The 20,862-nt window shown below is 67.0% G+C and carries 18 protein-coding genes; 9 read left to right on the forward strand and 9 right to left on the reverse strand.

The features are described from left to right. The 5 genes from DBZ45_RS11320 to tkt all read right to left on the reverse strand — a co-directional run. On the reverse strand, positions 1-813 hold an 813-nt coding region (locus DBZ45_RS11320; RefSeq protein WP_111904007.1), incomplete at its 3' end, for a glucose-6-phosphate dehydrogenase assembly protein OpcA. Continuing rightward, a complete protein-coding gene (gene zwf, locus DBZ45_RS11325) occupies positions 810-2,369 on the reverse strand; it encodes a glucose-6-phosphate dehydrogenase (protein ID WP_111904008.1) in 1,560 nt (519 codons plus the stop codon). The genes DBZ45_RS11320 and zwf, both read right to left, overlap by 4 nt. Positions 2,370-2,384: 15 nt before the next feature. Further along, positions 2,385-4,019 (reverse strand): glucose-6-phosphate isomerase, encoded by a 1,635-nt coding sequence (locus tag DBZ45_RS11330; RefSeq protein WP_111904009.1) that lies wholly within the window; start codon positions 4,017-4,019, stop codon positions 2,385-2,387. A gap of 6 nt (positions 4,020-4,025) precedes the next feature. Then, positions 4,026-5,144, reverse strand: a complete 1,119-nt coding sequence (gene tal, locus DBZ45_RS11335) for a transaldolase (protein WP_111904010.1) — start codon at positions 5,142-5,144, stop codon at positions 4,026-4,028. A gap of 29 nt (positions 5,145-5,173) precedes the next feature. Then, a complete protein-coding gene (gene tkt / locus DBZ45_RS11340) occupies positions 5,174-7,291 on the reverse strand; it encodes a transketolase (protein WP_111904011.1) in 2,118 nt (705 codons plus the stop codon). Between the two features lie 519 nt (positions 7,292-7,810). On the opposite strand from tkt, the gene DBZ45_RS11345 reads away from it, so the two are divergent. Beyond that, entirely contained in the window at positions 7,811-8,758 is a 948-nt protein-coding gene (locus tag DBZ45_RS11345; protein ID WP_111904012.1) for a heme o synthase, read from the forward strand. Positions 8,759-9,144: 386 nt separating this feature from the next. On the opposite strand, the gene DBZ45_RS11350 is transcribed toward DBZ45_RS11345, so the two are convergent. The 3 genes from DBZ45_RS11350 to DBZ45_RS11360 are packed head-to-tail and all read right to left on the reverse strand — an operon-like array spanning position 9,145 to position 11,820. Beyond that, positions 9,145-10,089: a COX15/CtaA family protein gene (locus DBZ45_RS11350; RefSeq protein ID WP_111904013.1), complete on the reverse strand. Its 945-nt coding sequence runs from the start codon at positions 10,087-10,089 to the stop codon at positions 9,145-9,147. Positions 10,090-10,096: 7 nt separating this feature from the next. Then, positions 10,097-10,855, reverse strand: coding sequence for an ABC transporter permease (locus DBZ45_RS11355; RefSeq protein ID WP_111904014.1), 759 nt, complete (start codon positions 10,853-10,855; stop codon positions 10,097-10,099). Further along, entirely contained in the window at positions 10,852-11,820 is a 969-nt protein-coding gene (locus DBZ45_RS11360; RefSeq protein WP_111904015.1) for an ABC transporter ATP-binding protein, read from the reverse strand. Before DBZ45_RS11360 ends, DBZ45_RS11355 begins: the two co-directional genes overlap by 4 nt. A 132-nt stretch (positions 11,821-11,952) precedes the next feature. Here DBZ45_RS11360 and DBZ45_RS11365 point away from each other — a divergent pair, with 132 nt between their 5' ends. The 6 genes from DBZ45_RS11365 (at position 11,953) to DBZ45_RS11390 (ending at position 17,171) form a co-directional block, all read left to right on the forward strand. Continuing rightward, positions 11,953-12,807: a helix-turn-helix transcriptional regulator gene (locus DBZ45_RS11365; protein WP_111904016.1), complete on the forward strand. Its 855-nt coding sequence runs from the start codon at positions 11,953-11,955 to the stop codon at positions 12,805-12,807. Next, on the forward strand, positions 12,807-14,270 hold the full coding sequence (gene sufB / locus DBZ45_RS11370; RefSeq protein ID WP_111904017.1) for a Fe-S cluster assembly protein SufB: 1,464 nt from the start codon (positions 12,807-12,809) through the stop codon (positions 14,268-14,270). Before DBZ45_RS11365 ends, sufB begins: the two co-directional genes overlap by 1 nt. Further along, positions 14,270-15,511, forward strand: coding sequence for a Fe-S cluster assembly protein SufD (sufD, locus tag DBZ45_RS11375; RefSeq protein ID WP_111904018.1), 1,242 nt, complete (start codon positions 14,270-14,272; stop codon positions 15,509-15,511). The genes sufB and sufD overlap by 1 nt, the downstream gene beginning before the upstream one ends. 54 nt (positions 15,512-15,565) lie before the next feature. Next, the gene (locus DBZ45_RS11380; RefSeq protein WP_111904019.1) at positions 15,566-15,925 is read left to right on the forward strand and encodes a non-heme iron oxygenase ferredoxin subunit; all 360 of its coding nucleotides are present in this window, start codon (positions 15,566-15,568) and stop codon (positions 15,923-15,925) included. Between the two features lie 108 nt (positions 15,926-16,033). After that, positions 16,034-16,822, forward strand: coding sequence for a Fe-S cluster assembly ATPase SufC (gene sufC / locus DBZ45_RS11385; protein WP_111904020.1), 789 nt, complete (start codon positions 16,034-16,036; stop codon positions 16,820-16,822). 16 nt (positions 16,823-16,838) lie between these two features. Next, the gene (locus DBZ45_RS11390) at positions 16,839-17,171 is read left to right on the forward strand and encodes a metal-sulfur cluster assembly factor (RefSeq protein WP_102973549.1); all 333 of its coding nucleotides are present in this window, start codon (positions 16,839-16,841) and stop codon (positions 17,169-17,171) included. Between the two features lie 71 nt (positions 17,172-17,242). On the opposite strand, the gene ypfJ is transcribed toward DBZ45_RS11390, so the two are convergent. Then, on the reverse strand, positions 17,243-18,139 hold the full coding sequence (ypfJ, locus tag DBZ45_RS11395) for a KPN_02809 family neutral zinc metallopeptidase (RefSeq protein ID WP_111904021.1): 897 nt from the start codon (positions 18,137-18,139) through the stop codon (positions 17,243-17,245). A 60-nt stretch (positions 18,140-18,199) separates the two neighbouring features. Here ypfJ and DBZ45_RS11400 point away from each other — a divergent pair, with 60 nt between their 5' ends. Both DBZ45_RS11400 and DBZ45_RS11405 read left to right on the forward strand, forming a co-directional pair. Next, positions 18,200-19,621 carry a class I adenylate-forming enzyme family protein gene (locus tag DBZ45_RS11400; protein WP_111904022.1) on the forward strand — a complete coding sequence of 474 codons (1,422 nt, stop codon included), beginning with the start codon at positions 18,200-18,202 and terminating at the stop codon, positions 19,619-19,621. A gap of 16 nt (positions 19,622-19,637) precedes the next feature. Further along, complete coding sequence (locus tag DBZ45_RS11405; protein WP_190243098.1) at positions 19,638-20,837, forward strand: thiolase family protein; 1,200 nt, start codon at positions 19,638-19,640, stop codon at positions 20,835-20,837. The last annotated feature ends 25 nt before the right edge of the window (positions 20,838-20,862 follow it).

Consider the following 20,862-nt stretch of genomic DNA (forward strand, 5'->3'; position numbering starts at 1 on the left):
TGGGAGGGAGATGCGTTGTGCGGGTTGGCCGGGTTGGGTGAGTTCGGCGATGGAGAGGCCGGGGCGGAAGAGTTGGACGTCGCCGCTGGTGCGGGTGAGCCGGACGCGGCGGATGCCGGTGCCGGCCGGGTCCGCGACGATGGTGACGGGGGCGTCCAGGGACAGGGTGAGCCAGGCTGCGAGCAGGATGGTGCTGGGTGAGTCCGAGGCGCCTTCGACCGCGACGGCGGTCACGGGTGAGGTGTCGGCCTGGTCCAGGACGGCGGCGAGCTGGATCCGCCAGTTCGTTAGCCGGGTCCAGGCGAGGTCGGTGTCGCCGGCCTTGTAGGTGTTCCGGATGTTTTCCAAAGCGACCTGGGGTTCGGCCTCGTTCGCGGAGTCGGTGATCCGGCGGTGCGCGATCCGTCCGATCGAGGTTTCAGAGGCGTTTTTGGGTGCCCCGTGCGGCCACCAGGCCACGATCGGGGCGTCGGGCAGCAGCAGCGCGGCGACGAGTGATTCGGATTCCTCGGCGAGTTCCCCGAAGCCGCGCAGCACGATCACTTCCGAGGCGCCGGCGTCCCCGCCGACCCGGATCTGCGCGTCGAGCCGGTTCGGGGCGGACGAGCCGGCGTCGGCGAGCACGATGATCCGGCAGGGGTGTTCGCGGCTGGCCTCGTTCGCGGCCTCGATCGCTTCTTCTTCGAGCCCGGACTTGGTGACCACCACGAGGGTGAGGACCCGGCCGAGCGCGATCACCCCGCCCTGCTCGCGCAGGGACTGGATTTTCTTGGAAACCTTCGAGGTGGTGGTGTTGGGCAGGTCTACGATCATGGCCTTCTCCAGGTGCGTCCGTCGCGGGCTAGCAGCTCATCGGCCGAGGCCGGGCCCCAGCTGCCGGGCGCGTAGGGCTCGGGCTGTTCACCCAGGCCGGCCCAGTACTCTTCGAAGGGGTCCAGGATCTTCCAGGACAGCTCCACTTCCTCGTGCCGCGGGAACAGCGGCGGCTCGCCCAGGAGCACGTCCAGGATCAGCCGCTCATACGCCTCCGGGCTGGATTCGGTGAAGGAGTGCCCGTAGCCGAAGTCCATGGTCACATCCCGCACTTCCATTTGGGTGCCGGGGACCTTGGACCCGAACCGGATCGTGGCGCCCTCATCGGGCTGGACCCGGATCACCACGGCGTTCTGCCCGAAATCATCGTCCCCGTGGTCCCGGAAGAGCAGGTTCGGTGCCCGCTTGAACACCACCGCGATCTCCGTGACCCGCCTGCCCAGGCGTTTGCCGGCGCGCAGGTAGAACGGCACCCCGGCCCAGCGCCTGGTGTTGATGTCCACCCGGATCGCGGCATAGGTTTCGGTGGTCGAGTCGGCCGGGATGCCCTCCTCCTCCAGGTACCCCTGGACCTGCTCCCCGCCCTGCCAGCCGCCGGCGAACTGGCCGCGGGCCGAATGCGTGGACAGGTCCTCGGGCAAACGCACCGCGGCGAGGACCTTTTCCTTCTCCGCGCGCAGGTCGTCGGCGTTGAAGGAGATCGGCTCCTCCATCGCCGTCAGCGCCAGCAGCTGCAGCAGGTGGTTCTGGATGACGTCGCGGGCTGCGCCCACGCCGTCGTAATACCCGGCGCGGCCGCCGGTGCCGATGTCCTCGGCCATGGTGATCTGCACGTGGTCCACGTAGTTCGCGTTCCAGAGCGGTTCAAAGAGCTGGTTCGCGAAGCGCAGCGCCAGGATGTTCTGGACCGTTTCCTTGCCCAGGTAGTGGTCGATCCGGAACACCGCGTCGGCCGGGAACACCGATTCCACAATGTCGTTCAGCTGCCGGGCCGATTCCAGGTCGTGCCCGAACGGCTTCTCGATCACCACCCGGCGCCACTTCTCGCCCCCGGCCTGCGCCAGGCCGTGCTTGGACAGCTGCCGGCAGACCTGCTCGAAGGCCTTCGGCGGGATCGAGAGGTAGAACGCGTGGTTGCCGCGGGTGCCCCGGACCTCGTCGAGTTCCTTGATCGTCTCGCCGAGCCGCTCAAACGCGGCGTCGTCGTCGAACGCGCCCTGCACGAACCGGATGCCCTCGGAGAGCTGGTTCCAGACCGCCTCATCAAACGGCGTCCGGGCGTAGGACTTCACCGCGTCCTTCACCTCGGAGGCGAAGTCCTCGTTGTCCCAGTCGCGGCGGCCGAAACCAACCAGCGCGAAGCTGGGCGGCAGCAGGCCACGGTTGGCGAGGTCATACACGGCAGGCATGAGTTTCTTGCGGGCAAGGTCCCCCGTGACTCCGAAGAGCACAAGCGAGGACGGTCCGGCAATCCGGTTCAGCCGCCGGTCCCGCGGATCCCGCAAAGGATTCCCGGACCGGCCCGCTGACCTTCTGCCGTTCAAAGTATCTGGCATGGTTAATTCAGGGCCTTAGCTCTCAGTGGCGGACGTTGCCTTGCCGGCAAGCGACGAAACGATCTCCTGCAGCTGGGCAACGCCCGCGGCGCGGTCGGTGAGGTGCAGGCGCAGGACGGGCCGGCCGTGTTCGCTCAGCACCTGGGCGTCGCCGGCAGCCTGGGCCGTGATCAGCTCACCGAACGTGAACGGACGCTCCGGAATGGCGAGGTCCTGGGCGGACGCCGCGGTAACCTGCAGGAAGACACCGATCGCGGGGCCGCCCTTGTGGAACTGGCCGGTGGAGTGCAGGAAGCGCGGTCCCCAGCCGAAGGTGACAGGCCGGCCGCTCACGGCGGCGAGTTCGTCCCGGACGCCCTCGAGCTGTGCGTACGCCAGGCGGTCGAAGTAGGCCTGGACGCTGAGGTATCCGTCGCTGCCCAGCTGCGCCAGCAACGCGGAGACCGCGTCGGTTGCTGAGGTGGCGTCGCCAAGCCATTCTCCGCCGCGGACCTCGATGGCGCCGTCGGTGAAGTTGGCCGGTGTCGGTTCCGGCTGGGCGTCCAGCAGACCACGGGCAGCCACCTTGGCGGCTTCGACGTCGGGCTGGTCAAACGGGTTGATGCCCAGGAGGCGCCCGGCCACAGCGGTGGCGAATTCCCACACCATCATCTGCGAGGCGAGGCCGCCGGCAATGGCAACTTCGTTCTCGCCGAGTTCGACGTCGGCATCCGTACTGACGAGGCGGACTACCAGGACGTCTTCAGCGCCGGAGCTGACTTCCGGGGCATCCGGACCGGCGACAACCGGCAGGACGCCGGTGCCGAGCTTGCCCGTGGATTCAGCGATGAGCTGTTCGGCCCAGTCAGGGAATCCCACGATGCCGGAGCCGTCCTCCGCGATGACGATCTTGTCACGCAGCGGGTTGGTGCCGCCCAGGGCGGCGCCGAGGACCAGCCCGATGTTCTCGGGAGCGTCCTCGTTCAGGATCTCCGCGGCTTCTTCTGCCTCGTCAAGCAGGGCCGCGATGTCCACGCCGGCCAGGCCGGACGGGACGAGCCCGAAGGCTGTCAGCGCAGAGTAGCGGCCGCCCACGTTCGGGTCCGCGTTGAAGACCGCACGGTAGCCTGCCTCGCGTGAGGCTTTGTCCAGCGGCGACCCGGGATCCGTGACCACGATGATCCGGCTCTTCGCATCGAGACCCGCCTCGGTGAAGGCGTGTTCGAAGATCCGCCGCTGCGAATCGGTTTCCAGGGTTGAACCGGACTTCGAGGAAACCACGATCGCGGTTTCAGCGAGGCGGTCCGCGAGGGCAGCACCGACCTGTTCGGGGTCGGTGCTGTCCAGCACAGTCAGCTCGACGCCAGCGGTGCCGGCGATGACCTCAGGAGCAAGTGAGGAGCCGCCCATGCCGCAGAGGGCAATGCGGGTAACACCCTCCGCTTTCAGGGCATCGCGGAGTTCGAGGATGCCGTCCACCAGAGGCCGGGAGACGGTGGCCGCCTCGACCCAGCCGAGGCGGATGGCCGCCTCGGCTTCCGCATCGGGACCCCACAGGGTGTGGTCCTTGGCGAAGATCCGGGTGGCAACGCGGTCTTCCACGAGGGCGGGCAGGTGCTGCTCCTGGGCCTTCCGGGCGGAACCGGTGGCGTCGTAGCTGAGTGTGCTCATGTTGGGTTAGGAAGCCTTCCGTGCGGTGGCGAGGGCACCTTCGACGTCTGCCAGGAGTTCCTTCCAGCTGGCAACAAACTTGTCCAGGCCTTCCGATTCCAGCAGGGCAACGACCTCGTTGTAGGACACGCCGAGGGCATCAAGGGCGTTGAGGGTGGCGTTCGCCTCATCGTAGCCGTTGGTGACAGTGTCGCCCGTGACCACGCCGTGGTCGAACGTGGCGTCCAGGGTCTTCTCCGGCATGGTGTTCACGACGTTCGGGGCGACGAGCTCGGTGACGTAGAGGGTGTCGGGGTAAGCCGGGTCCTTCACGCCGGTGGAAGCCCACAGCGGACGCTGCGGCAGCGCGCCGGCCTCGGCCAGCACGGCCCAGCGCTCGGTGGAGAAGAGCTCCTCGTAGACCTGGTAGGCGAGGCGTGCGTTGGCGACGCCGGCCTTGCCCTTGAGGGCCTTGGCTTCCTCGGTGCCGATCGCGTCCAGGCGCCTGTCGATTTCCGTGTCCACGCGGGAGACGAAGAAGGACGCGACGGAGTGGATCTTGGACAGGTCGTGGCCGTTGTCCCTGGCCTGCTCCAGACCGCTCTGGAAGGCGTTGATGACGGCGCGGTAGCGCTCCAGCGAGAAGATCAGGGTCACGTTGACGCTGATGCCCTCGGCCAGGGTTGCCGTGATGGCCTCCAGGCCCTCAAGGGTGGCCGGGATCTTGATGTGGACGTTGTCGCGGTTGACCTTCTTGTAGAGGTGCTTCGCTTCGGCGATGGTGCCGGCGGTGTCCCAGGCGAGACGGGGGTCCACCTCGATGGAGACGCGGCCGTCAACACCCTTGGTTGCCGCGGCGATCGGGGCGAAGAGGTCGCAGGCGTCGGCGACGTCCGTCGTCGTGATTTCGAAGATGGTCTCTTCGATGGAGGCACCGGCAGCGGCCTGGGCCGCGATGGTGGCGTCGTAGTCCGTACCGGAGGTGATGGCGGCGTGGAAGATGCTGGGGTTCGTGGTGACACCGACAACGTTCTTCTCTTCGATCAGCTTCTGCAGCGTTCCGGTCTTCAGACGGCCCCGGGAGAGGTCATCGAGCCAGATGGAAACGCCGGCGTCGGAAAGCTGCTGGGTGGGAGTGCTAGTCATTTCTAATCTCCTTGAACTGTGGGGTGCTGTCAGGACTGGAGTCCGGCGAGGGAATCCTTGGCGGCGGCGGCAACTGCTTCTGCCGTGATGCCGAATTCCTGGAACAGGCGCTTGTAGTCGGCGGATGCGCCGTAGTGCTCGAGGCTGATGGAGCGGCCGGCGTCGCCGACGAACTCGCGCCAGCCCTGGGACAGGCCGGCTTCAACCGAAACGCGGGCCTTGACAGCTGCGGGCAGGACTGCCTCGCGGTAGGCGGCGTCCTGCTTGTTGAACCACTCGACGCACGGCATGGACACCACGCGGGCGGCGATGCCTTCGGCCTGCAGTGCTTCGCGGGCCTGGACGGCCAGCTGGACTTCCGAGCCGGTGCCGATCAGGATGACCTGCGCGTCCACGGTCTTGCCGTCCTTGGACGCCTCGGCCAGGACGTAACCGCCCTTGGCGACGCCAGCGGTCGAACCGAAGGTGTCACCCTCGGCCGCGCCCTCGCCACGCTCGTAGGTGGGGATGTTCTGGCGGGTCAGGACGATGCCGGCCGGGTTCTCGTGGTTCTCCAGCATGGTCTTCCACGCTGCCGCGACCTCGTTGGCATCGCCCGGACGGACGACGTCGAGGCCCGGGATGGCGCGCAGCGATGCGAGCTGCTCAACGGGCTGGTGAGTCGGGCCGTCCTCGCCGAGGCCGATGGAGTCGTGCGTCCAGACATACAGGGACGGCACGCCCATGAGGGCGCCGAGGCGGATGGCCGGACGCTGGTAGTCGCTGAAGATCAGGAACGTGCCGGAGAACGCGCGGGTCTTGCCGTGCAGGCTGATGCCGTTCACAATCGACGCTGCCGCGTGCTCGCGGATACCGAAGTGCAGGACGCGGCCGTACGGGTTGCCGGACCAGGCGTTGGTCTGCTTGCCCGCGGGAACGAACGACGGCGAGCCCTCGATTGTGGTGTTGTTGGACTCCGCGAGGTCGGCCGAGCCGCCCCACAGTTCCGGCATCACCGGGCCGATGGCGTTCAGGACCTTGCCGGACGCGGCGCGGGTGGAGACGTCCTTGCCGGCCGGGAAGACCGGGAGAACGCCGTCGAGCTCGGTGGGCAGCTGGCGGGCTTCAACGCGCTCCAGCAGGGCAGCGCCTTCCGGGTTGGCGGACTGCCACGCGGAGAAGGACTCTTCCCATTCCTTGCGTGCGTGGGCACCGCGGTCGACGACGGCGCGGGCGTGGGCCAGTACGTCCTCGTCCACCTCGAAGGACTTCTCGGGGTCGAAGCCGAGGACGTTCTTCAGTGCTGCCACTTCTTCCGAACCCAGGGCGGAGCCGTGGATCTTGCCGGTGTTCTGCTTCTTCGGGGCCGGGTAGCCGATGATGGTGCGCAGCGAGATGATGGACGGCTTGGAGGTTTCCGCCTTGGCCGCCAGAAGCGCCGAGTACAGCTCCTGCACGTCTTCCTTGTAATCGCCGGTCTTGGTCCAGTCAACGCGCTGGGTGTGCCAGCCGTAGGCTTCGTAGCGCTTCAGGACGTCCTCGGTAAAGGCGATGTCGGTGTCGTCCTCGATGGAGATGTGGTTCTCGTCGTAAATGACCACGAGGTTGCCGAGCTCCTGGTGGCCGGCGAGGGAGGAAGCCTCAGAGGTCACACCTTCCTGGAGGTCGCCGTCGGAAGCGATAACCCAGATGGTGTGGTCGAACGGGCTGGTGCCGGGGGCGGCGTCGGCGTCGAACAGGCCGCGCTGGCGGCGCTGGGAGTACGCAAAGCCCACGGAGGAGGCCAGGCCCTGGCCCAGCGGGCCGGTGGTGATCTCCACGCCGGCGGTGTGCTTGTACTCGGGGTGGCCCGGGGTCAGGGAGCCCCAGGTGCGCAGTGCTTCGAGATCCTTCAGCTCCAGGCCGTAACCGGAGAGGAACAGCTGGATGTAGAGCGTCAGGGATGTGTGGCCGGGGGAGAGGACAAAACGGTCGCGGCCGATCCAGTCCGGGTTCTTCGGGTCGTGCCGCATCAGCTTCTGGAACAGGAGGTAAGCGGCCGGAGCCAGGCTCATCGCGGTGCCGGGGTGGCCGTTGCCCACCTTCTCCACGGCGTCGGCGGCCAGGACACGCACGGTGTCAACGGCGCGCTGGTCGAGGTCGGTCCAAGTCAGTTCTTGCTCTTTCACATGTGCCACGGAATCCGGGCCCCTCTCTGTGTTAAACGACAAGCGGTCATGACACACAGCGGCAGGGCATAATTGGTGCCCGCTGCATTTTGTGCCTACCAGCCGTTCACCATTGAAACGTTGATCTTCATTCAGTCGCCGGACGGTTGGAATGCGGTTTCTTGCCCGTCTTCCAGTGTGCGCTGATCTGCAGACAGCTTAGCTCCATTCCACACTTCGGGCGGTCAAAATCTCACCAATTGGACGCAATTTCTCTTTTGTGAATCATCCGTGCGGTGAGGCTGCGTTAATGTGATTGAAGCAAGCACGAACGAATCATTTTCAGTGATTTGCCGTCACACACCGATGCCAGCGATCCATGCGGGACCGCGGTATGATATCGGGAGGCCACCGGCGGGCAGGGCGGGTTCCAGGGCACACATGACTGCCCCGTCAGCCGCCGATGAGGGATCGGTCCGGACCGCGTGTCCGGGAGCACTGATCAGATAAACAGCCAGACAGAAACAGAGTGACTGCCACGTGAGCACAACAGATACGCCGCTGACCTCTTCCCGGGTCCACGGAAGAGCCGGACTAGCCCGCAAGGCGAAGGCGTACATTGCGCTCACCAAGCCCAGGGTCATTGAACTCTTGCTGGTCAGCACCCTGCCCACCATGATCTACGCGCAGCGCGGCTTCCCGTCCCTCGGCCTCATTATGGCCACCCTCGTGGGCGGCGCTTTCGCTGCCGGCAGCGCCGGCGCTTTCAACTGCTACATCGACCGCGACATCGACAAGCTCATGCACCGCACCGAGAAGCGCCCCCTGGTCACCGGCGAGGTCACCCCGCGCGAGGCCCTGATCTTTGCGTGGCTGCTGGGCGCCGCTGCCATCGCCATCCTCTGGTTCGGCGCAAACCCGCTCTCCGCCTGGCTCGGGCTGGGTGCCATTGTCTTCTACGTCGTCATCTACACGATGATCCTCAAGCGCCGCACGGCCCAGAACATCGTCTGGGGCGGCGCCGCGGGCTGTTTCCCCGTGCTGATCGCCTGGTCCGCCGTGACCAACACGGTCGAGTGGCCGGCCATCGTCCTGTTCATGGTGATCTTCCTTTGGACCCCGCCGCACTACTGGCCGCTGTCCATGCGCTACGGCGAGGACTACCGCAACGCCAACGTGCCGATGCTCGGTGCCATCGCCGGTGCCAAGGTCGTGTCCGTCCAGGTGGTCCTGTATGCCTGGGCCATGGTCGCGTGCTCGCTGCTGATGATCCCGGCCGGCAGCGCAGGCTGGGTGTACACCGCTGTTGCTGTGCTGGCCGGTGCCTGGTTCCTGTACGAGTCCCACGCCCTCTACAACCGGGCGCAGGGCGGGGACCTCTCTGACAAGGGCGCCATGAAGGTCTTCCACGGCTCCATCAGCTACCTAACGCTGCTCTTCATCGCGCTGGCCGTCGACCCATTCGTCGGCTCGCCGATCATGGGCTGAGTCCCTCCTGCCAACCAGCCCTCCCAGACGCGTCCTCACGTCCTGCGGGTTTTCCCCGACGCTCTATCAGTTCCTGCAGGTTTTCCAGAAACGCTCCATCAGATCCTGCGGAATGACGAGACGCCCCTTCACTTCAACATGTGAAGGGGCGTTTTCGTTGGCCGCCGTGGCCCGATCTGAGGAAGCGTCGGGCATGAATTGACGGGACCTGAGGACGCGTCGGGAATGAAGCAACGGGACGTGTGGACGCGTCATGCGTGATCCGGCGGGACCCGAGGATGCGTCTGCCGCAAGGCGGTAGTGATAGAGCGTCGGGGGGAAAGCGGCAGGTAGTGATAGAGCGTCGGGGGAAAGCGGCAGGTAGTGATAGAGCGTCGGGTGGGAAGTTACCTGACGGGGCTGGAGCGGGCGATGTCGGCGGCGTTGGTTGCTGCGCTCATGAGCAGAGCCGCGCCCAGCATGTGCGCGCCGACGAGGAGCGCGGGAATGCCGTTGTAATACTGCGTGAAGCCGATGACGGCCTGCAGCACCGTGACGCCCAGGAGCATCAGCACGGCGGCGCGGAACGTCCCCGCAATGCCGCGGCGGAAAACGAAGTACACGGCGAGCAGCGTGCCGGCGGTGACCAGGTAGGCGGGCACGGCATGGATGTGCGAGAAGAGGTCCCAGTCCAGGTCGTTGCGGGGCGCGTCGGCGTCACCCGCGTGCGGTCCGGCGCCGGTCACCACGACGCCCAGCATGACGGCGATCGCGGAGAAAAGCGCGACGGCGGTCATCACCGGCCGCAGGACCCCCGGCAGGGCGGCAAGGGGGCGGGCCCGGAACCGGCCGGTCCTGCCGTAGGCACGGTTGACCAGCAGGGTCGCAAAAACCACCAGGGCCATGGATACCAGAAAGTGCAGGCCAACCACCCACGGGTTCAGCTGGGTGAGGACGGTGATGCCACCGATGACGGCCTGCGCCGGGATGCTCGCCAGCAGGCCCAGGGCCAGCAGGAACAGGTCCTTGCGCTCCTTGCGAAGGTTCCACAAGTAGACGAGCATGAGCGCCGCGACGGCGGCCAGGGCGAACGTCAGGAGCCGGTTCCCGAACTCGATGAAGCCGTGGATGCCCATCTCGGGGGTGTTCACCAGGGAATTGTTCGTGCACCTGGGCCAGGTGGGGCAGCCCAAGCCTGAGGCGGTCAGCCGGACGGCGCCGCCGGTGACCACCAGGACCGTCTGTCCGATCAGGGACAGCACGGCGAGGCGGCGGACGGTCGAATCGACGGTGACCGGAAGCTTGGATGCCAGGCGGCCGACGAACTGGGGGAGGCGCGAAGCCGTGCTCACTTTATTCTCAATTCCATTTGAACCAGCGGATGGCTGCTGCGCCGGCGAGAACCGTCCACATCAGCAGGACAAGGACAGCGTTGCCGTTGACGGCGCCGTGCAGGAAGGCGTCCCGCAGCCCTTCGCCGAGGGATCCGGACGGCAGCAGGTGAACGGTATTCTGGGCGAGTTCCGGCAGCCGCTGCATGGGGATGACGATGCCGCCCAGGGCGCCCAGCAGGATCCACAGCAGGTTGGTGATGGCCAGCGTGGCTTCGGGCCGGACAGTGCCCGCCACCAGCAGCCCCAGCGCGGTGAAGGCGGCCGCGCCCAGCACCAGCATGCAAAGGCCGGGCAGCGCGCCCAGCGGATCGGGGCGCCATCCGAGCGGGAATGCGACGGCGGCGACGATGACTACCTGGATCACCAGGACGGCCAGGACCGCGAGGATCTTCCCGGCAATGAGGCCGGCCCGGCCCAGCGGCGTGGTGGACAGGAACCGCAGCACGCCGTACCGGCGGTCGAAGCCGGTGGCGATGCCCTGCCCCGTGAAGGCGGTGGACATGGCGCAGAGCGCGAGGATGCCCGGGACCGCGACATTGACCCGGCTGTCCCCCAAGCCGTCGAGCAGCGGGGTGACCGTCAGGCCGATCAGGGCAAGAAGGGGCAGGACCACCGCGAGGATCAGCTGCTCGCCGTTCCGGAGCATGGTCGCCGCCTCGTATTTGCCCTGCAGCAGGATCCGGCGGAGCAGGGGAGCGGGAGCGCTGCCCGTGGCTGTCGTCATCGGATTTCCCTTCCGGAAATGTCAAGGAATACGTCTTCGAGGCTGCGGGCCTCCATGCTCAGCGAGCCCGGCATGATGCCGTGGTGAGCCCACCAGGCGGTCAGCGCTGCGAGGTCCTCCGGGGTCAGCGCGCCGGTGGCCGTGTAACTGCCGGAACGCGTCTCGCGGATCTCGATCTCGGCCGCCAGAACGCCGGTGAAGTCCAGCCCCGGCAGTGCCTCGAAGTGCAGTGTCCGGACGTGGTCGCGGTGGGGCGTCTCGGGCATGTTGTGCTGCAGCAGTTGGGCAACGGTGCCCTCAGCAACGTTCCTGCCGGCGTCGATGATGTACACGTAGTCGGCCAGCCGCTGGGCGTCATCCATAAGGTGGGTGGTGAGGATGATCCCCATCCCGCTGTCCCGGAGTTCGGAGATCAGTTCGAAGACCAGCTGGCGGGACTGCGGGTCCAGCCCGGCGCTGGGTTCGTCCAGGAACAGGACCTCGGGGTTGCCGATCAGGGCGGCGGCGAGGGCGAGCCGCTGCTTCTGTCCGCCGGACAGCCGGCGGACGTTGGTCCTGCTGAAGCTGTCGATGCCCAGCCGCTGCACCAGCTCATCCAGCGGCCTGGGATTGCGGTACATGCCGGCTATGTGCCGGAGCAGGGGGATGGGACGGGCCGACGGCGGAAGGCCGCCGTCCTGGAGCATGACGCCGACGCGGGCGCGCAGTTCCGCTCCGGCGGTGCCGGGATCGGCACCGAGCAGCGTGATGGCTCCGCCCGTGCGTTTCTGGAGGCCCTGGGCGCATTCGATGGTGGTAGTCTTACCGGCACCGTTGGCTCCGAGCAGCGCCGTGACCTCGCCGCGGCCGGCGACGAGTGAGACGTCGCTCACCACCCTGAGCATCTTGCCATCGAGGGTGGGGAGCGGACCGACGTCCTTGATGAGCCCGTCGATGGTCAAGACGGGGGATTTGGGGGATCGCACCCCAGCATTCTACGTGAAGTAGTACTGTCACTGGTGAGCCGGAGTACTGCCGCCGAACCGCGCAGCTCCACCGGGGCGCAGGTCAGCCTAGCCTTACTGGAACGCCGCAATAAATTACGACATGATTGTGTTGTGTATTCCATGACCAACACCACTTCCGTGCCATTGGCCGGACAGGGCGCGCCTGCGGGTACGCTGCGCGGTGGGAAGCCTGCTGCCTTGGCGTCCGTGCCGGCAGCGGCCGACGCCGACGAGCGCACGCGTGACCGCGTCCTGAGCGCCGTCCTGGAGCACGGTCCGGTCAGCGCAGCCGAATTGGGTGACCTGCTCGGGTTCACCCCGGCCGCCGTCCGCCGCCACCTGGACCATCTGTCCCGCGCGGGCGTGATCGAGGTCAAGCGCGTGGCCCGCGCAGGGGCCGGCGCCGGCCGCCCGGCCCGCCGCTACGTCCTCAGCTCCCAGGGCCAGTCCTCACTGGGCGACGACTACCTGAACATTGCCAGCCTGGCGCTCAAGCAGCTCGGCGTGATGGCGGGGGACGAAGCCGTCCGTCAGTTCGCCGTCGAGCGTTTCGCGGAGATGGAACGCCGCTACGCCCCCGAGGTGGAAGCGGCCGGAACTGACATCACCGCCCGTGCGCAGGCCCTGTCCGCCGCCCTGTCCCGGGACGGCTTCGTCGCTTCCACTGCGTCCATTGAAGCCAAGGCCCCGCTGCCGGCGGCGCTGTCCAGCGTCCAGCTGTGCCAGGGCCACTGCCCCATCCAGCAGCTGGCCACGCAGTTCCCCGTCTTCTGTGACGCGGAAACGGAAATGTTTTCGCGCCTCGTCGGCGTCGATGTCCGCAGGCTTTCCACCCTCGCCCGCGGGGGACACGTCTGCACCACCCACATACCTACAGGCCGTCCGGCCGTGACGGTGGCCCCGGCCGCCGGTCACGCACCGGACAACCTGGACGAAGTATCCAACCATCTGCAAGAAAGGCCGTGATGACGGACCAACTATCAGAGAAGAAGGTTGCCGAAACTGCTGTGATTTCCGAGATTCTTGAAAAGAATCCCGAACTGCACGGCATCGGCACCTACGAGTACGGCTGGGCCGACAAGAACGACGTCGGCGCCAACGCCCGCCGCGGCCTCAACGAGGACGTGGTCCGCGACATCTCGGCCAAGAAGAGCGAGCCGGAATGGATGCTGGACCTGCGCCTCAAGGGACTGAAGTACTTCGACCGCAAGCCCATGCCCACCTGGGGTGCAGACCTCTCCGGCATCGACTTCGACAACATCAAGTACTTCGTGCGTTCCACCGAGAAGCAGGCCGCTTCCTGGGAGGACCTGCCCGAGGACATCCGCAACACGTACGAGAAGCTGGGCATCCCGGAAGCTGAGCGCAGCCGCCTGGTCTCCGGCGTGGCAGCCCAGTACGAGTCCGAGGTCGTGTACCACCAGATCCGCGAGGACCTTGAGGCCCAGGGCGTCATCTTCCTGGACACGGACACCGCGCTGCGCGAGCACCCGGAGATCTTCCAGGAGTACTTCGGCACCATCATCCCGGTGGGCGACAACAAGTTCGCCTCGCTGAACACGGCCGTTTGGTCGGGCGGCTCCTTCGTGTACGTGCCCAAGGGCGTGCACGTGGACATCCCGCTGCAGGCTTACTTCCGCATCAACACGGAAAACATGGGCCAGTTCGAGCGCACGCTGATCATCGCCGACGAGGACTCCTACGTCCACTACATCGAAGGCTGCACCGCGCCGATCTACACCTCGGACTCGCTGCACTCGGCCGTCGTCGAGATCGTGGTCAAGAAGGGCGCCCGCGTCCGCTACACCACCATCCAGAACTGGTCCAACAACGTGTACAACCTCGTGACCAAGCGCGCCATCTGCGAAGAGGGCGGAACCATGGAGTGGATCGATGGCAACATCGGCTCCAAGGTCACCATGAAGTACCCGGCCGTGTACCTCACGGGTGAGCACGCCAAGGGCGAGACCCTGTCCATCGCGTTCGCCGGCGAGGGCCAGCACCAGGACACCGGCTCCAAGATGGTGCACATCGCGCCGAACACGAAGAGCTCCATCATCTCCAAGTCCGTTGCCCGCGGCGGCGGACGCGCGGCGTACCGCGGCCTGGTCCAGATCCGCGAGGGTGCCAAGCACTCCGCGAACACGGTGCGCTGCGACGCGCTGCTGGTGGACACCATCAGCCGCTCGGACACCTACCCGTACATCGACATCCGCGAGGATGACGTGCAGCTGGGGCACGAGGCAACCGTCTCGCGCGTTTCCGAGGAGCAGCTCTTCTACCTCATGTCCCGCGGCATGCGCGAAGACGAAGCCATGGCCATGATCGTGCGCGGCTTCATCGAGCCGATCGCCCGCGAGCTGCCGATGGAATACGCCCTCGAGCTGAACCGCCTCATTGAACTCCAGATGGAAGGATCCGTCGGTTAATGACTGCCGAAATTACTACTGAAAAGGCCCGCATCGGGGCGCCTTCCATCGCAGGCTTCACCGAGGAAGGCGAGGGGCTGGTCTCCGCCAAGGTGGACCATAGCCACAACCACGGCGTCACCGTCATGTCCTCGCGGGCCGAGCGGCTCACGAGCTTCGACGTCGCCGACTTCGCGCTGCCCACCGGCCGTGAAGAGGAATGGCGCTTCACCCCGGTCCGCGGACTGGCCAACCTGTTCTCCGACGCAGGGACGGACGAGGCCGCGGCCGCGTTGACCGTAGAAGCCCCCGAAGGCTACGTCCGCAGCGCCCTGGCACAGGGAGCCGCCCCGCGCGGCACCGTCCTGACCCCTGCTGACCGGGCCGCCGTCGTCGCCTCCGCCAACACGGATGAGGCCCTGCACGTGGTCATCCCCGCCGACGCCGAACCGGCCGAGCCGGTGCGCATCCTGGTTGACGGCGCGGGCGCAGGCCGCCGCTCCAACGCACACTTCGTGCTGGAAGCCGGCGCCAACTCCCGCAGCGTCGTCATCGTGGAACACACGGGCGCCGCGGACCACAACGGCAACCTGGAAGTGATCGTCGGCGACGGCGCGCACCTCACCGTAATTTCCGTGCAGCTCTGGGAAGACGACGCGCGGCACCTGGGCCAGCACGACGCCCAGGTTGGCAAGGACGCCGTCTACAAGCACATCGCCGTCTCCCTCGGCGGTTCCGTGGTGCGCCTGAACTCCAACGTCCGCTTCTCCGGTGAGGGCGCCGAGGCCGAACTGCTGGGCCTCTACTTCGCCGACGCCGGCCAGCACCTCGAGCACCGCTCCTTCGTTGACCACAACGTGGCCAACTGCAAGTCCAACGTGCTCTACAAGGGCGCCCTGCAGGGCAAGAACGCGCACACCGTCTGGGTGGGCGACGTGCTGATCCAGAAGCAGGCCCTGGGCACCGACTCGTACGAGAAGAACCAGAACCTGGTGCTCACCGACGGCTGCCGCGCGGACTCCGTGCCCAATCTCGAAATCGAGACAGGCCTCATCGAGGGTGCCGGCCACGCCAGCTCCACCGGACGCTTTGACGACGAGCACCTGTTCTACCTGATGGCCCGCGGCATTCCCGAAGACGTGGCCAGGCGGCTCGTCGTGCGAGGCTTCCTCAACGAGATCATCCAGCAGATCAAGGTTCCGGCACTCGAAGAGCGCCTGACCGCGGAAGTCGAGCGCGAGCTCGTCGCCAACGAGAACTGACCGTACGGACCAGGCCCGGTCCAACCAGCCGGAAACTACAGCACAGGACAACGGATGACTGAACAGCCAAAGGGCGAACTCGTCTGCAACGCAAACGAGATCCAGCCCAAGCAGGCCCTGCGGATCCTGATCGACGACTACCCGGTCGCGATCGTCAAGGACTCGATGGGAGAAATCCACGCAATCGGGGACACGTGCTCGCACGCCGACATCTCGCTCTCCGAGGGCGAGGTGGAGGGTTGCGCCATCGAGTGCTGGGGCCACGGCTCCCAGTTCGACCTGCGCTCCGGCGAACCCCTGCAGCTGCCGGCCTACGACCCCGTTCCGGTGTTCGCGGTGGAGATCCACGGAGACGGCGTCTACGTGGACACCACCAACGTCCTGAACGGCGCCGAAGCGCCGAACTTCAGCTAATCCGCAGCCCACGCTGAAGCCCGGCCGGGCCTGAAGCAGAACTTAGTAACTTCCAGACCAAAGACCGCACCGCCGACACACCGGCAGGTGCAGAGGAGAACAAGACACATGTCTACTCTTGAGATCAAGGACCTGCACGTCAGCATCGACACCGAGCAGGGCACCAAGGAGATCCTGAAGGGCGTCAGCCTGACCATTCGCACCGGTGAGACCCACGCCATCATGGGCCCCAACGGCTCCGGCAAGTCCACCCTGGCCTCCACCATCGCCGGCCACCCCCGCTACAACGTCACCGGCGGCACCATCACCCTGGACGGCGAAGACGTCCTGGCCATGAGCGTTGACGAGCGCGCCCGCGCCGGCGTCTTCCTCGCCATGCAGTACCCGGTTGAGGTTCCGGGTGTCACCATGACCAACTTCCTGCGGACCGCCAAGACCGCCATCGACGGTGAGGCACCCAAGCTGCGCACCTGGACCAAGGACGTCAAGGACGCCATGCAGCAGCTGCGCATCGACGCCGACTTCGCCCAGCGTAACGTCAACGAAGGCTTCTCCGGCGGTGAGAAGAAGCGCGTGGAGATCCTGCAGCTGGAACTCTTCAAGCCGAAGTTCGCTGTGCTCGACGAGACCGACTCCGGCCTGGACGTGGACGCCCTCAAGGTTGTCTCCGAAGGCGTCAACCGTGCACACGCCACCGGCAACATGGGCACGCTGCTCATCACGCACTACACCCGCATCCTGCGCTACATCAAGCCTGACTTCGTGCACGTGTTCGTGAACGGCCAGGTTGTGGAAGAGGGCGGCCCGGAACTGGCCGACCGCCTGGAAGAAGAAGGCTACGACCGCTACGCCGGTGCTGCCGGAACCGCCACGGCTGCCGCAGCGGTCCAGGCCTAGTTAGGACTGACTGACCATGACCGAAATCGACGCAGCCCGCACCGGGCTGGAGGATGTCGAAGAGGCACTCAAGGACGTCATCGACCCCGAGCTCGGGGTTAACATCGTGGACTTGGGCCTGCTGTACGGCCTCAAGTACTCGGAGGACGACGGCGCCCTGCTGATCGACATGACCCTCACTACGGCGGCCTGCCCGCTGACCGACGTGCTCGAGGAGCAGGTCGGCAAGGCGCTTGACGGCGTCGTGGATGACTGGCGCCTGAACTGGGTCTGGATGCCGCCATGGGGTCCGGAGCGGATCACCGACGACGGCAAGGACCAGATGCGGGCCCTCGGCTTCAACATCTAAACAAGTACGACGACGGCCGGTCACCTTCTTCACGAAGGTGACCGGCCGTCGTCGTACCCAACGTCCCAGCTTTACAGCGAAGCGGCGCTGAACGTGTCGCACTGGTTGATGTCGCCGGTCTTGTAGCCCTGGTAGAACCACTTCTGCCGCTGGGCGCTGGACCCGTGCGTCCAGCCCTCAGGCGAGACGCGTCCGGTGGCGGCTTTCTGGATCCGGTCATCGCCGACGGCGGAGGCGGCCGAGAGCGCGTCGTTCAGGTCCTGCTGCTTCAGCGGCTCCAGGAACGGCTTGCCGGTCTTCCCTTCCTTCTGCGTGGTGGCGTACCGGGTCCAGAGCCCTGCGTAGCAGTCAGCCTGCAGCTCCACCCGGACGGCGCCTGACTCCGCGCCCTGCGGGTCCTGCTGCGCCTTGTCCAGGTCGCCGAGGATGTTCTGGATGTGGTGGCCGACCTCATGGGCCACCACGTATTCCTGGGCCAGCGGGCCGCCCGAGGAACCGAAACGGGTCACGAGGTCCTGGAAGAACCCGGGATCGAAGTAGGCCGTGGTGTCTGCCGGGCAGTAGAACGGGCCCACCTCGGACGTGGCCGTGCCGCAGCCGGTGGTCGTGGCACCCTCGAACAGCACAGCCTTCGGCCGCGGGTACTTCACGTTGTAGTCGGCGAGGTAGGCCGGCCAGAACGTGTTGAGGCTGTTCACGGTCCCGGCAATCCGGCAGTCGAGGTCCCTGTCTGCGTCGGAGCCCAGCTTGCATTGGGTGAGGGGTGTTCCCGTGCTCTGGGCGGGCTGTTCCTGGCCGGTGCCCAGGAGCCCCCCGAGCAGCTGCGGATTGATGCCGAAGAGGGCAGCAAGGAGGAGGACGACGCCGCCCCCGATGCCTCCGCCGATTTTCGTGCCGCGGCCAACTCCACCGCCGCGCCGGTCTTCCACCTGGGATGGGTCCAGTTCGACCCCGTCATTGAAGCTCATGTTGTCACAATAGTCTGCACCGCAGGGCAGTGGCGGGTCCGGGCCGGTAAAGTTGGTCCGATGCCTTTTCTCAACAACCTTCAGCGTTGGGCCGATGAACGCCCCGACGACACCGCCGTCGTCGTGGCCGGAAAACGGCTCAGCTGGGCCGAACTGCGCGACAGTGCGCGGGCCGCCGCAGCCTGCAGCACGGCGCCCGTCACTGTCCTCGCCCAGCCAAATTCCACCAGGTTCGCCATTGAGTTCGCCGCTGCCGTCGCCGGAGACCGCGAGTGCGCGGTCCTGGACCACACCTGGCCCGACTCGCTGCAGGAAGAGATTGTCCAGCGGCTGCTCAGTGGTGTTAACGGCGGCGGGGTTCACGCCGTGCCGGGGAGCGCCGGCGCTGGGTTGGCGGACGGGGATCCAGCGTCCTCATTCCTCATCGGCCTGACCTCCGGCACCACCTCCGTGCCCAAGGCGTTCACCCGTTCCAGGCGCTCCTGGCAGCAGTCCTTCGATGCGTCGATGGAGTTCTTCGGGCTCAGCCAGCAGGACAGGACGCTCGCACCGGGCCCTCTGGCCGCCAGCCTCAACCTGTACGCCCTGGCCGAGTGCCTCTACGCCGGTTCGGAATTCCACACGCTTGAATCGTTCGACGTCGGCGACGTCCACGCGGCCATCACCCACGACGGCATCACCCGCCTGGTGCTCGTTCCCACCATGCTGCGGCTGCTCAGCGAACGCGGACTGCTGGGCTGTGTGGACGCCTCGGGCGTCCGGACCATCATCTGCGCCGGCTCGAAGCTGGATGCGCGCACGCTGGAGGCGGCCCGCCGGTGGGCCCCGCATGCCACCATCTTCGAGTACTACGGTGCGTCGGAACTCAGTTTCGTCTCCGGTGCCGGCCTGGCCGCCGGGGCGCCGTTCGCCGCCGGAAGCACCGCCATCGGCCGGCCGTTCCCGGGCGTCGAGGTGCGGATCCTGGACGACTCAGGAAACGAGCTCCCCGACGGGGCCGCCGGCAACATCAGTGTCCAAAGCGGCATGGTCAGCAACGGCTACCTCTGGGGCGACGACGGCCAGGCGCTGCGCTGCTTCGACGGCTGGTTCACCGTGGGGGACCAAGGCTACCTGTCCGACGGCGTGCTGCACATCCTCGGCCGCCGCGCCGACATGATCATCACGGCAGGCAAGAACGTCTATCCGCACGAGGTGGAGCTGGCGCTGTCCTCCGTCCCCGGGGTGGCCTCCGCCATCGCCGCCGGCATGGAGGATGACCTCCGCGGGCAGCGCGTGGTGGCTGGCATCGTTCCCTCACACGGCGGGGTCACCGCCACCCAGCTCAGGACCGGGCTGGAGGACGTCCTGGCCAAGGACAAGCGGCCGCTGCAGTACTACGCCCTGGATGAGCTTCCGGTTACGGACCGCGGAAAGGTGAGCCGGCGGCTGCTGCTCGACTGGATTGCGTCCCGCGACAGCCGGGTCCGGCACCTTGTTTAGGGGTACGGCGTCTGGCGTGCAACTGGAGCTGCCTGACGACCGGCAGCCCGTGATCATCGCCGCGCTGCGCACGCCCGTGTGCCGGGCCAACGGTGCGCTGAAGCACCTGCGCTCCCACGAGCTCCTGGCCCCGGTCCTCACGGCGCTGCTCGCTGAAACGGGTGTGGACGCGGGCGAGGTGGCGGACGTCGTCATCGGCAACGCCGTGGGTGCGGGCGGGAACGTCGCGCGGTTTGCTGCCCTCGAAGCCGGCCTGGCCGTCACCGTCCCCGGCCTCACCGTCGACCGGCAGTGCGGCTCCGGCCTTGACGCCATCGTGCTGGCATCGCGGCTCGTCGCGGCTGGCGGCGGCACCTACCTTGCGGGCGGCGTCGAAAGCATCAGCACCGCGCCGCTGCGCGCACACCGTAACGACGACGGCGAACCCGCCTTCTTCAGCCGCGCCCAGTTTGCGCCGCACGGCCACGGGGACCCGGACATGGGCGTCGCGGCCGAGAACGTGGCCCGGGAGTACGGCATCAGCCGCGCCCGGCAGGATGAGTTTGCGCTGCGCAGCCACCAGAGGGCGGTGGCCGCGCGGGCCGGCGGCATATTTGCCCGGGAGACAATCCCGCTGCCGGGTGCGTCGGGGACCGCGCTGGAATCCGCAACTATCACGGCCGACGACGGTCCCCGTCCCAAACTCAGCAATGCCCTGATGGCACGTTTCCCCGCGGCGTTCGTGGAATCAGGCACTGTCACCGCCGGAAATTCGTGCTTCGACGCGGACGGGGCGGCCGCCGTCGTCATCACATCGCTAGCCAGGGCCCACCAACTGGGCGCTGCCGACGCCCTGGCTGTGCTCGGCACGGAGACCGCGGGCGTGGAGCCGACGTTGCTGGGGATCGGTGCCGCGGCCGCCGCCTCACGCCTGCTGGCGGCGCAGTCCGTGGATGCCGCGGACGTGGACCTCGTGGAGTTCAACGAGGCGTTTGCCTCACAGACCCTTGCCTGCCTGGACTATCTCGGAATCGACTCCGTCCGGGCCAACGCCGACGGCGGGGCGCTGGCCTTGGGCCACGCCTACGGGGCGTCCGGGGCCGTGCTGGTGACCCGGCTGCTCGCTCAGGCCCGGCAGGCGGCGGCTGAGCCTGCCCAGGAAAAGTTAGCCCTGGCAATGATCAGTATCGCTGGCGGCATGGGTACAGCGGCGCTGTTCCGCCACATTCGCTTGTAGGTCTGGCAGGCGAGCCACGGAGCGA

This window comes from Arthrobacter globiformis, assembly GCF_003261175.1.
Lineage (GTDB): Bacteria > Actinomycetota > Actinomycetes > Actinomycetales > Micrococcaceae > Arthrobacter > Arthrobacter globiformis_A.

Coding starts and splice junctions, on each gene's coding strand:
- ypfJ (WP_111904021.1), bottom strand. CDS start 18,139: ATGAGCTTCAATGACGGGGTCGAACTGGACCCATCCCAGGTGGAAGAC.
- DBZ45_RS11400 (WP_111904022.1), top strand. CDS start 18,200: ATGCCTTTTCTCAACAACCTTCAGCGTTGGGCCGATGAACGCCCCGAC.
- sufC (WP_111904020.1), top strand. CDS start 16,034: ATGTCTACTCTTGAGATCAAGGACCTGCACGTCAGCATCGACACCGAG.
- DBZ45_RS11330 (WP_111904009.1), bottom strand. CDS start 4,019: ATGAGCACACTCAGCTACGACGCCACCGGTTCCGCCCGGAAGGCCCAG.
- tal (WP_111904010.1), bottom strand. CDS start 5,144: ATGACTAGCACTCCCACCCAGCAGCTTTCCGACGCCGGCGTTTCCATC.
- sufD (WP_111904018.1), top strand. CDS start 14,270: ATGACTGCCGAAATTACTACTGAAAAGGCCCGCATCGGGGCGCCTTCC.
- DBZ45_RS11380 (WP_111904019.1), top strand. CDS start 15,566: ATGACTGAACAGCCAAAGGGCGAACTCGTCTGCAACGCAAACGAGATC.
- sufB (WP_111904017.1), top strand. CDS start 12,807: ATGACGGACCAACTATCAGAGAAGAAGGTTGCCGAAACTGCTGTGATT.
- DBZ45_RS11390 (WP_102973549.1), top strand. CDS start 16,839: ATGACCGAAATCGACGCAGCCCGCACCGGGCTGGAGGATGTCGAAGAG.
- zwf (WP_111904008.1), bottom strand. CDS start 2,369: ATGCCAGATACTTTGAACGGCAGAAGGTCAGCGGGCCGGTCCGGGAAT.
- DBZ45_RS11355 (WP_111904014.1), bottom strand. CDS start 10,855: ATGACGACAGCCACGGGCAGCGCTCCCGCTCCCCTGCTCCGCCGGATC.